Consider the following 15,711-nt stretch of genomic DNA (forward strand, 5'->3'; position numbering starts at 1 on the left):
GCCGCCGCGAGGGCGGGTCGGACGGCGTCGCGGGCGCGGGTCAGACGACGGCGAACACGGCGATCTCGACGGCATCGGGGTGCCGCACGCCGGTGCCCACGAAGATCGTGCGATTCACCCAGTCCCAGGCGCCGCGCGGGGCGCGCAGCCGGGGAACGCAGCGGAAGTAGATCCGGTCGGGGTCCACCGTCTCGCCCCGCATCAGCCGGTCGATGTCCTCCGGCGTTCCGGCCCGGATCGCGGTGTTGACCACCTCGATCACCGTGTCATCGTCGACCTGGATCGGATACCGCGCCTGCAGATCGGTCACGCCGTCCGGCCGCAGAACCTGGAAGTCGGCGCCGCCGCCGAGCACGCGGCCGGAGAGCTCGCCGGTCGCGGTGCCGGAGCGGATCGGCACGATACGGCGCCACCCGTCCGGTCCGGAGCCCAGGTCGATCGGCTCGTCCACCTCCACCCGGATGCTGGTCACGTGACGCAGGGCGGGAGCGGTGGGGGATGCATCGGCCATAACGGCATGCTAGGCCGCCGATCGGACCGCAGACGGCACTGGAAGGCGTTACCCGACCTCGGAGTGCCTACAGAGGCGGTGCCGGCGCCTCAGACTGGCGGTCCAGCGAGAATCAACGAACTCGTGGCGCGTGCCGCGCCAGCCACACTGAGCAGACAATCGTCGACACGATCGCCAGCGTCGGAGCTATTGCCCAGATCCACCAGAACTGCACGAGCCCGCTCGGGTCATACTCTGCGCTCATCACCAGGGAGACAGCGACGTTGAGCATGAGTGCAGCTGCTCCCGCGAGGAGCCACAGGCAGATCACCAGAATCAGATACGCGCGCACCGGATGCTTCATGCTGCGGCGCCGCAGCACGCCCACCACCACAAACCCCGATGGAAGCGCGACCAGAGCGAAGAGCAGGCCCGCATATGCTCCAATCACCCACAGCCCTCCCATGCCGAGGACACAGCCGATGAAGGCGACGATGACAGGGATGACCACGTGTCTCGGCGTGAGCCTAGAAGCCAGGACCTCTCCCGCACCCTGACTGCGACTCGCTTGAGCCATCGTCACAACCCAGCACCTCGCATGTTGAACGCGAACTCTCCCAGTTCAAGTATGCTCCCGCTCCATCGGGTTGGTGTTCGTGATCCAGTCTTGCGCCAGACCACACGCACGGGCTGGTCGAAACTGGGCGCGTCGACAAGCGCCACCTCCCGGCGGCCCTGAGAGCCCGCGATCACCCCGCAACGCGGGCACACCGTGACAGTCGGAGGCGATTCGACCGGTGAAGGGCTGCTTGGTCGCTACCCATCCTGAAGGCCTCGACCCCGATCACCCCGATCACCCCGCCGCCGCGCCCAACAACTCCGCCCCGGGCCGGGCGGTCGTGCCGCGCACGACCAGCTCGAAGGGGAGGCTTCCCGGCTCGGGACGGGGATGCGCGCCGGGCTCGAGGAAGCGCAGGATCGCGTCGGCCGCGCGTTCGCCCTGGCGCACCGGGAACTGGTCCACCGTGGTGAGCTGGAAGAAGTCGCCCAGTTCGTGGCCGTCCACCCCCACCACCGACAGATCGGTGGGAACGCGGAAGCCCAGTTCGCGTGCGGCCAGCAGCGCGCCGACGGCCATCTCGTCCGAGGCCGCGAAGATCGCGGTCGGCTTCTCGCCGGGCCGGCCCAGCAGCTGCTTGGCCGCCCGGAATCCGCCGTCGATGGTGAAATCCGCCGGCTCGAACAGCCGCGGCCTGACCTCGACCCCGGCCTGTTCCAGCGCGCGCTCGAAGCCCTGCCGGCGCTGGGTCGGGATATGGAAGTCGAGATCGAACTCGGGGCTGGCTCCGATGTGCGCGATCTCGCGATGGCCGAGCGCGAGCAGGTGGTCGGCCGCCAGCTCGGCGACCGCGACGTCGTCCACGGTGAGCGTGGTCAGCCGCGGATCGGACCCGCCGATCGCGATCACCGGGATGCCCAGGGCGAGCAGGCGCTCGATCTCGGCATCCCCCAGTTCGATCGAGATCGAGATCACCCCGTCCACGCGCTGTCGGCGCAGCAGCGTGTCGAAGACGTTGCGACGCAGCTCCTGGTCCTCGGTGAGGCTGTACAGGGTGATGTCGTAGCCGTGCCGCATCAGCTCGTCCGCCACGCCGGACAGGACCGTGCTGAAGAACCAGCGCTGCAGGAACGGCACCAGCACGCCGACGTTGCGGGTCCGCCCCGATGCCAGGCTCGACGCGGACGCCGACACGACATAGCCGAGCGACTCGGCGGCGGCGTGCACCCGCGACTTCGAGGCGTCCGACACGTGCCCGCGGCCGCTGAGCGCGCGCGACACGGTGGCGGTGGACACGCCGGCCAGCCGCGCGACTTCGTCGATGCTCACCATGGCGCCTCCCGGCCGGCCGTCTCAGTCCGCCTCAGTCCGTCTCGACCCAGACCGAGGTGTCGACCGGCAGCATCCCGTCGGCCAGCGGTCCACTGGACAGGATGACCCGCCCCGCGGGGACGGGGATCGGCTCGGCGCCGATGTTCGCCACCACCGCGACATTCCCGTTGCGGAATGCGACGACATCCGTCCGCTCGGAGCCAGTCCCCTCGGCGTCGATCCATGCGAGGGAGCCGACGCCCAGGCCGCGCGTGCGACGCTCGGCGAGCAGCTGCCGGTAGAGCGAGAGGGTGGATGTCGGGTCCTGCGACTGCGCGTCGCGGGTCAGCCGCGCCCACTCGGCCGGCTGCGGCAGCCACGACGTCCCGGTCGTGTTGAAGCCGTACGCCGGGGCATCCGACCGCCACGGGATCGGGACGCGGCAGCCGTCCCGGCCGTACCGCTGGTGGCCGGTGCGGAACCAGGTCGGATCCTGCCGGGCCTCATCCGGGATGTCGATGACCTCGGGCAGCCCGAGCTCCTCGCCCTGGAACAGGTAAGCCGAGCCGGGCAGCGCGAGCATGAGCGTCGTGGCCGCACGCGCGCGGCGCAGGCCGATCACCGGGTCGGGCTTGCCGGGGGAGTTCGGGCCGATGCCCTCGCCCTGCGGGCTGTCGGCGGTCAGCGCGAGCCGCGACGCGTGCCGGATCACGTCGTGGTTGGACAGCACCCAGGTGCTCGGGGCCCCGACCGCGCCGTACTCCCGGATCGAGTCGGCGATCACCCGGCGCAGGGCGCCGGCGTTCCACTCGCTCATCAGGTAGCCGAAGTTGAAGGCCTGGTTCATCTCGTCCGGGCGCACCCACAGCGCCGTCTGCGCGATGGTCGGCAGCCACGCCTCGGCGCACAGGGCGCGGTCGCCGTCGTATTCGGCGAGCACCTTATGCCAGTCGCGGTATACGTCGTGCACACCCTCCTGGCCCCAGTACGGGACGTCGGTCTCGTCGCCGCCCATCGAGCCGCCGTCGACGGCCGGGGTGTAGTCGGGCAGGCCGTCGGCCTTGATCAGGCCGTGGGCGACGTCCACGCGGAAGCCGTCCACGCCCCGGTCGAGCCAGAACCGCAGGATGCGGCGGAACTCTGCGCGCACCTCGGGGTTGGTCCAGTCGAAGTCGGGCTGCGAGGCGTCGAACAGGTGCAGGTACCACTGGCCGGGGGTGCCGTCCGGTGCGGTCACGCGGGTCCAGGCGGGACCGCCGAACACCGACTCCCAGTTGTTCGGGGGCAGCTCGCCGTGCTCGCCGCGGCCGTCGCGGAACAGGTAGCGGGCGCGCTCGGGGCTGCCGGGGTCGGCGGCCAGCGCCGCCTGGAACCAGACGTGCTGGTCGGAGGAGTGGTTCGGGACCAGGTCGACGATCACCCGGATGCCGCACTCGTGCGCGCGCTCCAGCATCCGGTCGAAGTCCTCGAGCGTGCCGAACAGCGGATCGACGTCGCAGTAGTCGGCGACATCGTAGCCGGCATCCTTCTGCGGGCTGGTCATGAACGGGCTGAGCCAGACCGCGTCCACGCCGAGGGTCTGCAGGTCCCGGAGGTGGGCGGTGATGCCGGGCAGGTCGCCCACGCCGTCGCCGTTGGCGTCCGCGAACGAGCGGGGATAGATCTGGTAGATCACGGCAGAGCGCCACCACTCCGACCCCGGGGCGGTGGGCAGGGCGCGGGCGGTGTCGAGCGCGGGCGAAGTCATGCGAACAGCGTAGTGCAAGCGCTTACACATGTCGCCGCGCCCGCCTTCCTCTCCGCGAGATCGTACGATTTGGCCGACTGCACATCATCCTGGGCCGAAATTGATGTGGTTTCGGCCAAATCGTACGATTTCGGGGACGGACCGGGGACGGACCGGGGACGGACCGGGGAGAGTCGGGGAGGGAAGGGGCCGCGTAGGGTGGACGGGTGCCCGATGAGCTTGCGCGTGCGGAGAGCCTGATCCGCAGCATCCCGGACTATCCCGAACCGGGCGTCCTGTTCCGCGACATCACGCCGCTGCTGGCGGACGGCCGTGCCCTGCGGACCACCATCGACGCGATGATCGCGCCCTTCGCCGGGCAGTTCGACGTCGTCGCCGGGGTCGAGGCACGCGGATTCCTGCTCGCCGGCGCCGTGGCGATCGCGGCGAACGTCGGACTGGTGCCGATCCGCAAGGCCGGCAAGCTGCCCCGGCCCGCGGCATCCGTCGACTACGCCCTCGAGTACGGCACCGCGACCATCGAGGCGCACGACGACATCCGTCCCGGCGTCCGCCTCCTGCTCGTGGACGACGTGCTGGCCACCGGCGGCACCCTGCAGGCCGCGCACACCCTCGTCGCCGAGCTCGGCGGCACGGTCGTCGGCACGTCGGTGCTGATGGAGCTCACCGCCCTCGGCGGCCGCGCCCTGGTCGGCGACGTGCACACCGTCTTCCGCGCCTGAGCCGTCCGGTCCGCGCCGGGTCAGGATGCCGGGAGGACGACGTTCACCGGTGCCTCGCCGGCGAGCATCCGCTCCACCTGCCGGCGGATCAGCCGCGCGATCCGCGGCGCCATCGCGGTGGATGCTCCGCCCACATGCGGCGCGATGAGCACACCGGGCAGCGTCCACAGCGGATGGTCGGCCGGCAGCGGCTCGGGATCGGTGACATCCAGCGCCGCCCGGATCCGGCCGCGGCCCACGTGGTCGGCCAGCGCGTCGGTGTCGACGATCGCCCCGCGCCCGACGTTGACGATGAGCGCACCGTCGGGCAGCAGCGACAGCGCGGCGTCGTCGATCAGGTGGCGGGTCTGGTCGCCTCCCGGCAGCGTGGCGATCACGATCTCGGCATCCGGCAGCAGCGCCGCGAGCTCGTCCGATCCATGCACCGGGATGTCGTCCTCGACGCGTGCCCGATGCGCGAGCACCGTCAGCCGCACCTCGAACGGGGCCAGGCGCGCCGCGGTCGCCTTGCCCACGCCGCCGTAGCCCAGCAGCAGCACCCGCCGGTCGGCCAGACTCGCAGCGAACACCGGCTGCCACCGCCGCTCGTCCTGGGCGCGCACGAAGTCGGGGATCTGCCGCTGGGCGGCCAGGGTCAGCGCGAGCGCCATCTCGGCGGTCGAGGTCTCATGCACGCTGGCGGCGTTGGCGAAGACGCGGCCGGCCGGCAGGTGCGGCACCACGTGCTCGTAGCCGATGGACTGGCCCTGGATGAGCCGCGTGCGCACGTCGCGCAGCTGCGCGAAGACGGCGGCGGCGCTGCCGCCCATGTACGGCGGCACGACGATGTCGATCGCCTCGCGGTCGGTCGGGGCATCCATCGGCCAGACGATCAGCTCGACGTCGTCGGGCAGATCGGCGAGGTCCTCGGCGAGCGACTCGGTGGGCACGGACACGACCAGACGGGGCATCCTCCCACGCTACCGCCGGCGCAGAAGGTCCTGACTCAGAAGGCGTCGCCTCAGACGGTCTTGCCTCAGACGGTCTTGACCACGGTCAGCACGAACGCCGAGTCCTCGACCGCCTGCACCGAATGGCGCGCGGTCGGGACGATGAGGAAGTCGCCGGGCAGGCCCTCCCAGACCGTGCTGCCGGCGATCAGCCGGATGTGCCCCTGGATGACGTGCAGGGTCGCCTCGCCCGGGTTGTTGTGCTCCTCGAGCTCGCGGCGGGCGCACAGCGCGATCACGGTCTGCCGGAGCATCCGCTCGTGCCCGCCGAAGATGGTTTTCGCGCTGCGACCGCTGGGCGCGTGCGCGGCGAGACTGAGCTGCTGACGCGCCTGCGCGATCAGGGAGATCTTCTGCGACACCGGGGACACCTCCGTGCCGCAAGTCAAGCACGTTCCCCGTCTCGGCGGGAGGGTCAGGCTGCGGCGCGGGCGACTGCGGAGATCGCCGCGGAGAAGAAGCGCAGCCCGTCGGTGCCCGAGCGCATGGCGTCGGGCGTGTTCGGCCCGAAGCCGGGCTCGACGGCGTGCTCGGGGTGGGGCATCAGCCCAACCACGTTTCCGCGCTCGTTGGACAGCCCTGCGATGTCGTTCAGCGAGCCGTTCGGGTTCACACCCACGTAGCGGAACGCCACCTGGCCCTCGCCCTCGATGCGCGCCAGCGTCTCGGCGTCCGCGATGTAGCCGCCCTCGCCGTTCTTCAGCGGGATCACGATCTCCTCGCCGGCCGCGAACTCGGCGGTCCAGTCCGTCGCCGCGTTCTCCACCCGCAGCCGCTGGTCCCGGCGCACGAACTGCTGGCCGGCGTTGCGGATCAGGCCGCCCGGCAGCAGGTGCGCCTCGACCAGCATCTGGAAGCCGTTGCAGATGCCCAGCACCGGCAGGCCGCCGGCCGCGGCATCCTTGACCTCCGCCATGATCGGCGAGAGGGCGGCGATGGCGCCGGAGCGCAGATAGTCGCCGTAGCTGAACCCGCCCGGCAGGACGAGGGCGTCCACGCCCTCCAGGTCATGCGAACCGTGCCACAGGGCCACCGGCTCGGCGCCGGCGATGCGGATCGCGCGCTGCGCGTCGCGGTCATCGAGCGATCCGGGGAACGTGATGACCCCGATCCGCGTGGTCACTCCACGACCTCGATGCCCACGACATCCTCGATCACCGCGTTGGACAGGATGTCGGCGGCGACCTGTCGCGCCTGCGCGAGCGTGGCGTCGTCGACCTCGCCGTCCACGGTGAGCTCGAAGCGCTTGCCGATGCGCACCGCACGGAACGGGGTCTCGCCGATCCGCGCGAGAGCGCCGGCGACGGCCTTCCCCTGCGGATCGAGCAGCTCGGCCTTGGGCATGACGTCGACGACGATGGTGGGCATTCGAGGCTCCGGATGTCGCGGAAAAAGGGGCACCGCCAGTCTACGGTGCGGCCGCCAGGTGATTCTCGATGACGTACTCCGCAATCGCGAGCGAACTGGTGGCCGCGGGGGAGGGCGCATTGCGCAGCAGCGTGACGGCCCCGACCTGGTCGACCGCGAAGTCGTCCACCAGTGCGCCGTCCCGGGCCCATGCCTGGGCACGCACCCCGGCGGCGGACTTGTGCGTCAGGTCGGACATCGTCAGTTCGGGCACGAACCGGCGGGCCTTGTGGAACCAGCGGCGCTTGATCAGCGATCCGCTGATCTCGTCCACACCCATCCGCCAGTGCTCCTTGGCCAGCGGCCACGCACCGGGCCAGACCAGCGACTGCCAGGTGTCGCGGGCCGACCACTGCCACCAGGTGTACCCCTCGCGGGCCAGGGCCGGGACCGCATTCGGTCCGACGTGGACGTTGTCGTAGACGCCGCGGGTGAAATGCACGCCGAGGAACGGGAAGCGCGGATCGGGAACGGGGTAGATCATCCCGTTCACCAGAACCGGTGCGCTCCGGCCGCAGCTCCCAGTACTCGCCGCGGAACGGCAGGATCTTCGGCGACGGGTCGGCTCCGACGAACCGTGCGACGACGTCGGACTGCAGCCCCGCACAGACGATCACCCGGTCGAACAGGTGGCTCGAGACCGGCGTGGTCACCCGGACCCGGCCGCGCTCGTCGGCGATCGCGGTGACCTCGTGGCCGAGCAGGATCCGGCCCCCGGCGGCGCGCACGTCCTGTGCCATCGCCTCGGTGATCGAGGAGTAGTCCACCACCGCGGTGTGCGGCGAGTGCACCGCGGCCACCCCCGCCGCGTGCGGCTCGATCTCGCGCAGGCGCGTGACGTCGTAGATGCGGGCGAGGTCCGGGACGCCGTTCTCGCGGGAGCGCCGCTCGATCTCGTCCAGCGCCGGGATCTCGGAGGGATCCACCGCGACCACGAGCTTGCCGACTTCGCGGAAGGGCAGGCCCTTGTCCTGGCAGAACTCGCGCATCGACGTGCGCCCGGCCGCGCACAGCGTGGCCTTCAGCGAACCGGGTGCGTAGTACAGCCCGGCGTGTACGACACCCGAGTTGTGTCCGGTCTGGTGCTGCGCGAGGCGCGCCTCCTTCTCCAGCACGGTGACCTCGTCGCCGCGGCCCGACAGGGCGCGGGCGAGCGCGATGCCCACGATGCCGCCCCCGATGATGCCGACCCGGCCGCCCACTCCCACACGCTCACGCTAGCGGAATCAGCATCCGCGCCCGGAAGAAGCGACAGCGGATGCCGATTCCGGCCGCGCGAAGCGGCACCCACGGCGCCGTGATCAAATCGTGACCGATTTCGTGGGAGCGCTCCCTTGACCCAGATGGGAGCGGTCCCATAGAGTCGGTCGCGTGCTTGGGAGCGCTCCCATCTGGAGCTGCGACACGAGCCGTGCAGGAAGCCCGTACTTGCAAGAACCCGACACCACAAAGGAGTGACCCGTGAAATCACGTGCACTGCGACGCACCGCCGTCGCGATCGCCGCCACATCCACTGCTGTTCTCGCCCTCGCCGGCTGCGCCGGCAGCGGTGGCTCCGACTCCGGCGACTCGAACGAGAAGATCACGCTGACCGTCACCACGTTCGGCGCGATGGGGATGGACGACCTCTACAAGCAGTATGAGAGCGACCACCCCGGCATCACGATCAAGGCGACCAACATCGACACCGGTGGCAACGCACTGACCGACTGGCAGACCAAGCAGGCGGCCGGGGCGGGTCTTCCCGACGTCCAGGCCGTCGAAGAGGGCTGGCTGAGCAAGGTCATGCAGGTCAGCGACAGCTTCACCGACCTGACCAAGTACGGCGCCGACGACACCAAGGGCGACTGGGTGCCGTGGAAGGTGCAGCAGGCCACCGACAAGGACGGCCGCATCATCGGCTATGGCACCGACATCGGACCGGAGGGGCTCTGCTACAACAGCAAGCTGTTCGCTGCGGCCGGCCTGCCGACAGACCGCGACAAGGTCGCCGAATACTTCGGCGGCGCCGATGCGACGTGGGACAAGTTCTTCCAGATCGGAAAGGACTACCACGACAAGACCGGCAAGGCGTGGTACGACCAGTCCGGCTTCGTCTGGAACTCGATGGTCAACCAGCTGCCCGAGGGCTACTACAAGAGCGATGGCACGCTGAACGTCAAGGACAACGCCGATCTGAAGGCGCGCTGGGCCCTTCTCGCGCAGGGTGCGGCCGATGGTCTGAGCAGCAACCAGACCCAGTGGGACTGGGGCGGGGGCAAGGCGTTCACCGACGGCTCGTTCGCCGTCTTCGTCTGCCCGGGCTGGATGCTCGGCAACGTCAAGGGCGGGGCGGAGTCCGCCGGCGGCGACGCGAGCACCGGCTGGGACTTCGCCGATGTCTTCCCCGGCGGCCCCGCCAACTGGGGTGGCTCGTTCCTGACGGTGCCGACCACCTCGAAGCACCCGAAGGAGGCCGCAGAGCTGGCGGCGTACCTGACCAGCGCCTCCTCTGAGGTCGCCGAGTTCCAGAAGGCCGGCGCGTTCCCGAGCGTCGTGAAGGCCCAGAGCGACCCCGGCGTGACCGGCGAGAGCGAACTGACGAAGTTCTTCAACGACGCGCCGATCGGGGAGATCCTGGCCAAGCGCGCCGAGGGCGTGAAGGCGCAGTACAAGGGTCCGGACGACGCGGTCATCCAGGAGCAGGTGTTCGGCCCGAGCATCCAGCAGCTGGACTCCGGCAAGGCCGACGGCACCAAGGCGTGGAACAACGCCATGAAGCTGCTCGACCAGCTCGTCATCAACAAGTAGCGCTCGACGCTGCAGCACCGGGCGGGCCCTCCGGACATCCCTCGGGGGCCCGCCCGCATCCCACCGGGCTCACCACGCCCCCGCATCCCGCCAGAGGTAGAGAGCAGACATGACCTCCACGCTCCAACCGCCGACTCGGCAGCAGTCATCGCCCGTCCGGCGACCCGCCGGTCCGACCCCGGCGCTCACGTTCCGGCAGCGGCTCAGCCGCTGGGACGTGCGCTACTCGCCGTACTTCTACGTCGCGCCGTTCTTCGTTCTCTTCGGCCTCGTCGGCCTGTTCCCGCTGGTGTACACGTTCGTGGTCTCGCTGAACGACTGGGACCTTCTCACCGGGGCCGGCGACTGGGTGGGCTTCGAGAACTTCGGCACGGAGCTGACCGACCCGCTGTTCTGGAACTCGGTGTTCAACACCTTCAGCATCTTCTTCCTGTCGGCGATCCCGCAGCTGATCGCCGCCACGGTGATCGCCGCGGTGCTCGACCAGAACCTGCGCGCGAAGACGTTCTGGCGCATCAGCGTGATCCTGCCGTACGTGGTCACCCCGGTCGCCGTCACCCTGATCTTCAGCAACATGTTCGGCGAGAAGTACGGGCTGATCAACAACCTCCTCGAGGCGCTCAACCTGCCCGACGTGATGTGGAAGACCGACACCCTGCCCAGCCACCTCGCGATCGCCACCATGGTCAACTGGCGCTGGACCGGCTACAACGCCCTGATCCTGCTGGCCGCCATGCAGGCGGTGCCGCGCGACATCCACGAATCCGCCGCCATCGACGGCGCCGGAGCGGTGCGCAGGTTCTTCTCCATCACGATCCCCAGCATCCGGCCGACGTTCATCTTCGTCGTGATCACCGCGACCATCGGCGGCCTGCAGATCTTCACCGAGCCGAAGCTGTTCAACGCCGCCAGTTCGACCCCCGGTGGGCCGCAGCGGCAGTACCAGACCACCGTGCTGTATCTGTGGGATCTCGCCTTCAACCGCGGATCGTTCGGCAAGGCCGCGGCGGTCGCCTGGATCCTGTTCCTGATGATCGTCGCGATCGGCATCGTGAACTTCCTGATCACCCGCAGCATCTCCGGCGTCGAAGCCAAGGCCGTCTCACGGCGCCGCCAGCGCCGCCTCGACCGCGTGCGTGCCGCGCAGGATGCCGGATCGGATGCCGCACCCGCCGCACCCGTCGTGCCGCCCGGAACCGAAAGGGGCATCGAATGACCGCGCAGACCCTCACCGCGGCGCCCGCGCGCTCGCGGCGGCACCGCCGTGGCGGCTTCGGGATCGAACGCCGGCCCGGATGGTTCAGCTACACCCTCGTCGCGGTCTTCTTCATCGCCGGCGCCTATCCGCTCTACTGGTCGTTCGTCATGGGCTCGCGCGACAACGCCGCACTGACCCAGACCTGGCCGCCGCTGCTGCCGGGCGGACAGTTCTGGACGAACGTCGCCGAGGTCTTCGACACCATCGACTTCTGGAAGGCGCTCGCCAACTCGATCATCGTCGCCGGCGTGATCACCGCATCCGTCATCCTCTTCTCCACGCTGGCCGGCTACGCGTTCGCGAAGCTGAGGTTCCGCGGGCGCGAAGGCCTCATGGTGTTCGTGATCGCCACGCTCGCCGTGCCGACCCAGCTGGGCATCATCCCGATGTTCATGCTGATGAAGCAGTTCGGCTGGACCGGCACCCTCGGCGCCGTCATCATCCCGACGCTGGTCACGGCGTTCGGTGTGTTCTTCATGCGGCAGTACCTCGTCGACGTGATCCCCGACGAGCTGATCGAGGCCGCCCGCATCGACGGCGCCAGCATGTTCCGCACGTTCTGGCACGTCGGAGTGCCCGCCGCGCGTCCGGCCATGGGCATCCTCGGCCTGTTCACCTTCATGACCGCGTGGACCGACTACCTCTGGCCCCTGCTGGTGGTGCCGCAGAATCCGACGCTGCAGGTGGCGCTCAGCCAGCTGCAGAGTGCGAAGTACGTCGACTACGCGGTCGTGCTCGCCGGAGCCGTCCTGGCCACCCTCCCCCTGATCGTCGTGCTCGTCGTCGCCGGCAAGCAGCTGGTGTCGGGGATCATGGCAGGTGCGGTCAAGGGATGATGGATACGACGACGACCACCACCACGACGTCCGCCACGACAGGGAATCTCCACGCCATGACCCATACGCCCGCCCGGCCCTTCCCCACCGAGTTCCTGTTCGGTGCCGCCACCGCCGCGTTCCAGATCGAGGGCGCCGCCCACGAGGACGGCCGCCGCGATTCGATCTGGGACGCGTTCTGCCGCGTCCCCGGCGCCGTCATCAACGGCGACGACGGGGATGTCGCGTGCGACCACTATCACCGCTACCGCGACGACGTCGCGCTGATGAAGCGGATGGGCGTGCAGACGTACCGGTTCTCCACGTCGTGGGCGCGGGTCCGACCCGACGGCGGCGCGGTCAACGCGGCCGGCCTGGACTTCTACCGGCGGCTGGTCGACGAGCTGCTGGATGCCGGCATCCTGCCGTGGCTCACGCTGTACCACTGGGATCTGCCGCAGGCGCTGCAGGAGCAGGGCGGCTGGACCGTGCGCTCGACGGCCGACCGGTTCACCGAGTACGCGCTGGACATGCATGACGCGCTCGGGGACCGGGTCAACGTGTGGACCACGCTGAACGAGCCCTGGTGCGCGTCGTTCCTGAGCCACACCGCCGGCGTGCACGCGCCCGGGCACACCAGCGTGACCGAGGGGCTGCTCGCTGCGCACCACCTGCTGCTCGGGCACGGCCAGACCGTGCGCGAGCTGCGGGCTCGCGATGCAGCGCTGAACCTCGGGCTGACCCTGAACCTCACCGTCGCCGACGCGGTGGACCCGGCCGATCCGGCCGACCGGGATGCCGCACGGCGCATCGACGGGCAGTTCAACCGGTGGTTCCTGGACCCCGTGTTCCGCGGCCGGTACCCGGCCGACGTCGTGGACGACATCCGCGCCGTCGACGCGGACGCCGTCGCCCGCCTCGAGGACGCGGTCCGGCCCGGCGACCTGCCGGTCATCGCGACGCCCATCGACACGCTCGGCGTGAACTACTACCACGGCGAGTTCGTCGGCGGACACGCCCCGGCCGAGGCGGTCACCGGCGGAGACGCGCCGACCGCCCGGGCCACGGCATCCCCCTTCCCCTCGCACGACGGGATCTTCTGGCACGACCGCGACCTGCCGCGCACCCCGATGAACTGGGAGGTCCAGCCCGAGGGGCTGACCCGCCTGCTCGTGCGCGTGCAGCAGGAGTATGCCGGCGCGGCCGGCACCGCGCTGTACGTCACCGAGAACGGGGCCGCCTACGACGACGAGCCGGTCATCGAGGACGGCGCGGTGCGCATCCACGATGACGAGCGCACCGAGTACGTGCGCGGGCACCTGGGTGCGGTGCTGGATGCGGTGGATGCCGGAGCCGACGTCCGCGGCTACTTCTACTGGTCGCTGCTGGACAATTTCGAGTGGGCATGGGGCTACGACAAGCGGTTCGGCATCGTCCACGTCGACTACGACACGCAGGAGCGGACGGTCAAGGACAGCGGCCTCGAATACGCTCGCATCATCGGCGCCCGGGAGTTGGATGACATCGCCGCCGTCGCCGCGCGCTAACATCCGACGGGAGGGGGTCCGATGAGCACACCGAGCACGCGCGCGACGATCGAAGAGGTCGCCGCCGCCGCCGGGGTGTCGCGCTCCACCGTCTCGCGCGTGGTGAACGGATCCACGTCGGTCAGCCCGGCGGCCCTGGAATCGGTGCGGCGCGCGATCGCCGAGCTGAACTACGTGCCCAACCGGGCGGCCCGTTCGCTGGCGAGCCGGCAGACCCTCGCCATCGCGCTGGTCGTGCCCGAGGACACCACGAAGTTCTTCGGCGACCCGTTTTTCGCCGCGATCGTGTCCGGGATCAACGCGCGGCTGACGCGCTCGGACTATGTGCTGAACCTCTTCATCGCCAGCGACGACCCCGGCGACAAGATGACCAGCTACATGCGCGGGGGCAACGTCGACGGCGCGATCATCGTCTCGCACCACACCAGCGACACCTTCATCGACCGGATCGCGGCGACCATGCCGGTGGTGTACGGCGGGCGTCCGATCCGCCACCGCGCATCCGACTACTACGTCGACGTCGACAACCTGGTCGGCGGGCGGGATGCCACGAACCATCTGATCGCGCAGGGGCACCAGCGGATCGCGATGATCACCGGCCCGCTGACGATGGCCGCGTCGCGCGACCGGCTGCAGGGGTTCCGCGACGCGCTGAGCGCGGCCGGCCTGACCGAGGTCGCCGTGGTCGACGGCGAGTTCACCTCGGACGGCGGGGCGCGGGCGATGCGCGGCATCCTTCAGTCCGGCAACCGACCCGACGCGGTCTTCGCGGCCAGCGATCTGATGGGACGCGGAGCCCTCGGCGTGCTCGCCGAACAGCGTGTGCGGATCCCCGAGGAGGTGGCGCTGATCGGCTTCGACGATTCGCCGGTCGCGACATCCGTCTCACCGCAGATGACCACGATGCGGCAGCCGTCGTTCGAGCAGGGCGAGAGCATGGCCGCCGTCCTGCTGGACATCCTGGCCGGCGGCGAGCCGCCGCACGAGACGGTCCTGCCCACCGAGCTCGTGGTCCGCGCCTCGGCCTGAGGGGGCTTCTGCGGGTCTATGCCGCCCGCTGCTGCACAGTTGCGTGCAGGGCGTTGTTCCACGGATCGTCGAAGCCGAGCGTGCGGCCGTCGTCGCGCACCGCGAAGCCGTAGTGGCGCAGCCGCTCGTGCAGCGCGCCGAGCGCGTCGGCGTCCGGCAGGGTCAGGTCGATCCGGCCCAGGCCGAGCGCCGGCATCCGCGGGCCGGCGCCGCGCGAATCCCAGACGTTCATCGCCATGTGATGGTGGTACCCGCCGGCGCTGACGAACAGGGCGGTGTTGCCGAGCGTGGCGGTCGTGTCGAACCCCAGCGCGTCGACGTAGAAGGCGCGGGCGGTCGCGACATCCCCCACCGAGAGGTGGACGTGGCCGACGGATGCGGCGTCCTGCGCGGTGGATCCGGCCAGCACCTCTTCGGTCAGATGCTCGCGCAGATAGGCGTTCGGGTCGAGGAAGAGCGTGGACATCTCGACCTGACCGTGCGTCCACGACCACTCGGTGCGGGCGCGGTCCCAGTACAGCTCGACGCCGTTGCCCTCCGGGTCGGTGAAGTAGAAGGCCTGGCTGACCAGGTGATCCGCGCTGCCGGTGAACGTGCCCGGGGCATGCTGGGCGGCCGAGTACAGCGCGGCGGCCAGCGCCGGCTGCGACTCGAACAGGATGGCGGTGTGGTAGAGCCCGGCAGACCCGGCGGCCGCGTGGCGCAGGCTCGGCTCGTGCCGCAGGATGACGATCGGGCGGCCGGCGCGTCCGAGCGTGACGGTGTCGCCGGAGGCGTCCAGCACCTGCAGCGTCACCGCATCGCGGTAGAAGCGGGTCTGTGCGTCGAGGTCGGCCACCAGCAGGGTGACCGCCCCCATGGCCGTGGCGGCGGCGATGCGGTCGGCCGCGGCGAGCTGCGTATTCATATGAATAGACAACCCGTGGGCCGTCTCCCGCATTCCCCGCCCTCCTGTCCGCGAAATCGTACGATCTGGCCGACTGCACATGAAACTCGGCCCAGAATGATGTTCACTCGGCCAGATCGTACGATTTCGACGAGGGCGGG

General features: G+C 70.1%; 16 protein-coding genes and 1 pseudogene. 6 read left to right on the top strand and 11 right to left on the bottom strand.

The window, feature by feature from the left end; genetic code table 11:
• Window positions 1-40 precede the first annotated feature (40 nt).
• The 4 genes from AC0L6F_RS11610 to AC0L6F_RS11625 all read right to left on the bottom strand — a co-directional run bounded on the left by AC0L6F_RS11610 (window position 41) and on the right by AC0L6F_RS11625 (window position 4,107).
• The gene (locus tag AC0L6F_RS11610; RefSeq protein WP_473538014.1) at window positions 41-511 is read right to left on the bottom strand and encodes a DUF3237 domain-containing protein; all 471 of its coding nucleotides are present in this window, start codon (window positions 509-511) and stop codon (window positions 41-43) included.
• A 112-nt stretch (window positions 512-623) separates the two neighbouring features.
• On the bottom strand, window positions 624-1,001 hold the full coding sequence (locus tag AC0L6F_RS11615; protein ID WP_473538015.1) for a hypothetical protein: 378 nt from the start codon (window positions 999-1,001) through the stop codon (window positions 624-626).
• Between the two features lie 342 nt (window positions 1,002-1,343).
• Window positions 1,344-2,381, bottom strand: coding sequence for a LacI family DNA-binding transcriptional regulator (locus tag AC0L6F_RS11620; protein WP_473538016.1), 1,038 nt, complete (start codon window positions 2,379-2,381; stop codon window positions 1,344-1,346).
• Window positions 2,382-2,412: 31 nt separating this feature from the next.
• Window positions 2,413-4,107 carry a glycoside hydrolase family 13 protein gene (locus tag AC0L6F_RS11625; protein WP_473538017.1) on the bottom strand — a complete coding sequence of 565 codons (1,695 nt, stop codon included), beginning with the start codon at window positions 4,105-4,107 and terminating at the stop codon, window positions 2,413-2,415.
• Window positions 4,108-4,313: 206 nt separating this feature from the next.
• Between AC0L6F_RS11625 and AC0L6F_RS11630 the strand changes: the two genes are divergently transcribed.
• Window positions 4,314-4,829 (top strand): adenine phosphoribosyltransferase, encoded by a 516-nt coding sequence (locus AC0L6F_RS11630; protein ID WP_274636740.1) that lies wholly within the window; start codon window positions 4,314-4,316, stop codon window positions 4,827-4,829.
• Between the two features lie 20 nt (window positions 4,830-4,849).
• On the opposite strand, the gene AC0L6F_RS11635 is transcribed toward AC0L6F_RS11630, so the two are convergent.
• From AC0L6F_RS11635 to AC0L6F_RS11660, 6 genes and pseudogenes are all read right to left on the bottom strand, one after another.
• Window positions 4,850-5,779 (bottom strand): 2-hydroxyacid dehydrogenase, encoded by a 930-nt coding sequence (locus AC0L6F_RS11635; RefSeq protein ID WP_473538018.1) that lies wholly within the window; start codon window positions 5,777-5,779, stop codon window positions 4,850-4,852.
• Between the two features lie 65 nt (window positions 5,780-5,844).
• Complete coding sequence (locus AC0L6F_RS11640) at window positions 5,845-6,180, bottom strand: cupin domain-containing protein (protein WP_259610919.1); 336 nt, start codon at window positions 6,178-6,180, stop codon at window positions 5,845-5,847.
• A gap of 53 nt (window positions 6,181-6,233) precedes the next feature.
• On the bottom strand, window positions 6,234-6,941 hold the full coding sequence (purQ, locus tag AC0L6F_RS11645) for a phosphoribosylformylglycinamidine synthase subunit PurQ (protein WP_274636742.1): 708 nt from the start codon (window positions 6,939-6,941) through the stop codon (window positions 6,234-6,236).
• Complete coding sequence (locus tag AC0L6F_RS11650; protein ID WP_259610920.1) at window positions 6,938-7,186, bottom strand: phosphoribosylformylglycinamidine synthase subunit PurS; 249 nt, start codon at window positions 7,184-7,186, stop codon at window positions 6,938-6,940. The genes purQ and AC0L6F_RS11650 overlap by 4 nt, the downstream gene beginning before the upstream one ends.
• A 40-nt stretch (window positions 7,187-7,226) precedes the next feature.
• Complete coding sequence (locus AC0L6F_RS11655) at window positions 7,227-7,709, bottom strand: FAD dependent oxidoreductase family protein (RefSeq protein WP_473538019.1); 483 nt, start codon at window positions 7,707-7,709, stop codon at window positions 7,227-7,229.
• A gap of 61 nt (window positions 7,710-7,770) precedes the next feature.
• A pseudogene (locus AC0L6F_RS11660) lies at window positions 7,771-8,433 on the bottom strand (FAD-dependent oxidoreductase); the annotation flags it as partial.
• 253 nt (window positions 8,434-8,686) lie between these two features.
• On the opposite strand from AC0L6F_RS11660, the gene AC0L6F_RS11665 reads away from it, so the two are divergent.
• The 5 genes from AC0L6F_RS11665 to AC0L6F_RS11685 all read left to right on the top strand — a co-directional run bounded on the left by AC0L6F_RS11665 (window position 8,687) and on the right by AC0L6F_RS11685 (window position 14,664).
• The gene (locus AC0L6F_RS11665) at window positions 8,687-10,015 is read left to right on the top strand and encodes an ABC transporter substrate-binding protein (RefSeq protein WP_259610922.1); all 1,329 of its coding nucleotides are present in this window, start codon (window positions 8,687-8,689) and stop codon (window positions 10,013-10,015) included.
• A gap of 109 nt (window positions 10,016-10,124) precedes the next feature.
• A complete protein-coding gene (locus AC0L6F_RS11670; RefSeq protein WP_473538020.1) occupies window positions 10,125-11,231 on the top strand; it encodes a carbohydrate ABC transporter permease in 1,107 nt (368 codons plus the stop codon).
• Window positions 11,228-12,109, top strand: a complete 882-nt coding sequence (locus tag AC0L6F_RS11675) for a carbohydrate ABC transporter permease (RefSeq protein WP_259610924.1) — start codon at window positions 11,228-11,230, stop codon at window positions 12,107-12,109. The genes AC0L6F_RS11670 and AC0L6F_RS11675 overlap by 4 nt, the downstream gene beginning before the upstream one ends.
• Before the next feature lie 56 nt (window positions 12,110-12,165).
• On the top strand, window positions 12,166-13,635 hold the full coding sequence (locus AC0L6F_RS11680) for a GH1 family beta-glucosidase (protein ID WP_473538021.1): 1,470 nt from the start codon (window positions 12,166-12,168) through the stop codon (window positions 13,633-13,635).
• A 21-nt stretch (window positions 13,636-13,656) separates the two neighbouring features.
• A complete protein-coding gene (locus AC0L6F_RS11685) occupies window positions 13,657-14,664 on the top strand; it encodes a LacI family DNA-binding transcriptional regulator (RefSeq protein WP_259610926.1) in 1,008 nt (335 codons plus the stop codon).
• A 16-nt stretch (window positions 14,665-14,680) separates the two neighbouring features.
• Here the strand turns inward: AC0L6F_RS11685 and AC0L6F_RS11690 are convergent, their stop codons facing one another.
• A complete protein-coding gene (locus AC0L6F_RS11690) occupies window positions 14,681-15,571 on the bottom strand; it encodes a VOC family protein (RefSeq protein WP_473538022.1) in 891 nt (296 codons plus the stop codon).
• Window positions 15,572-15,711 lie beyond the last annotated feature (140 nt).

The organism is Microbacterium sp. G2-16M (assembly GCF_055809115.1).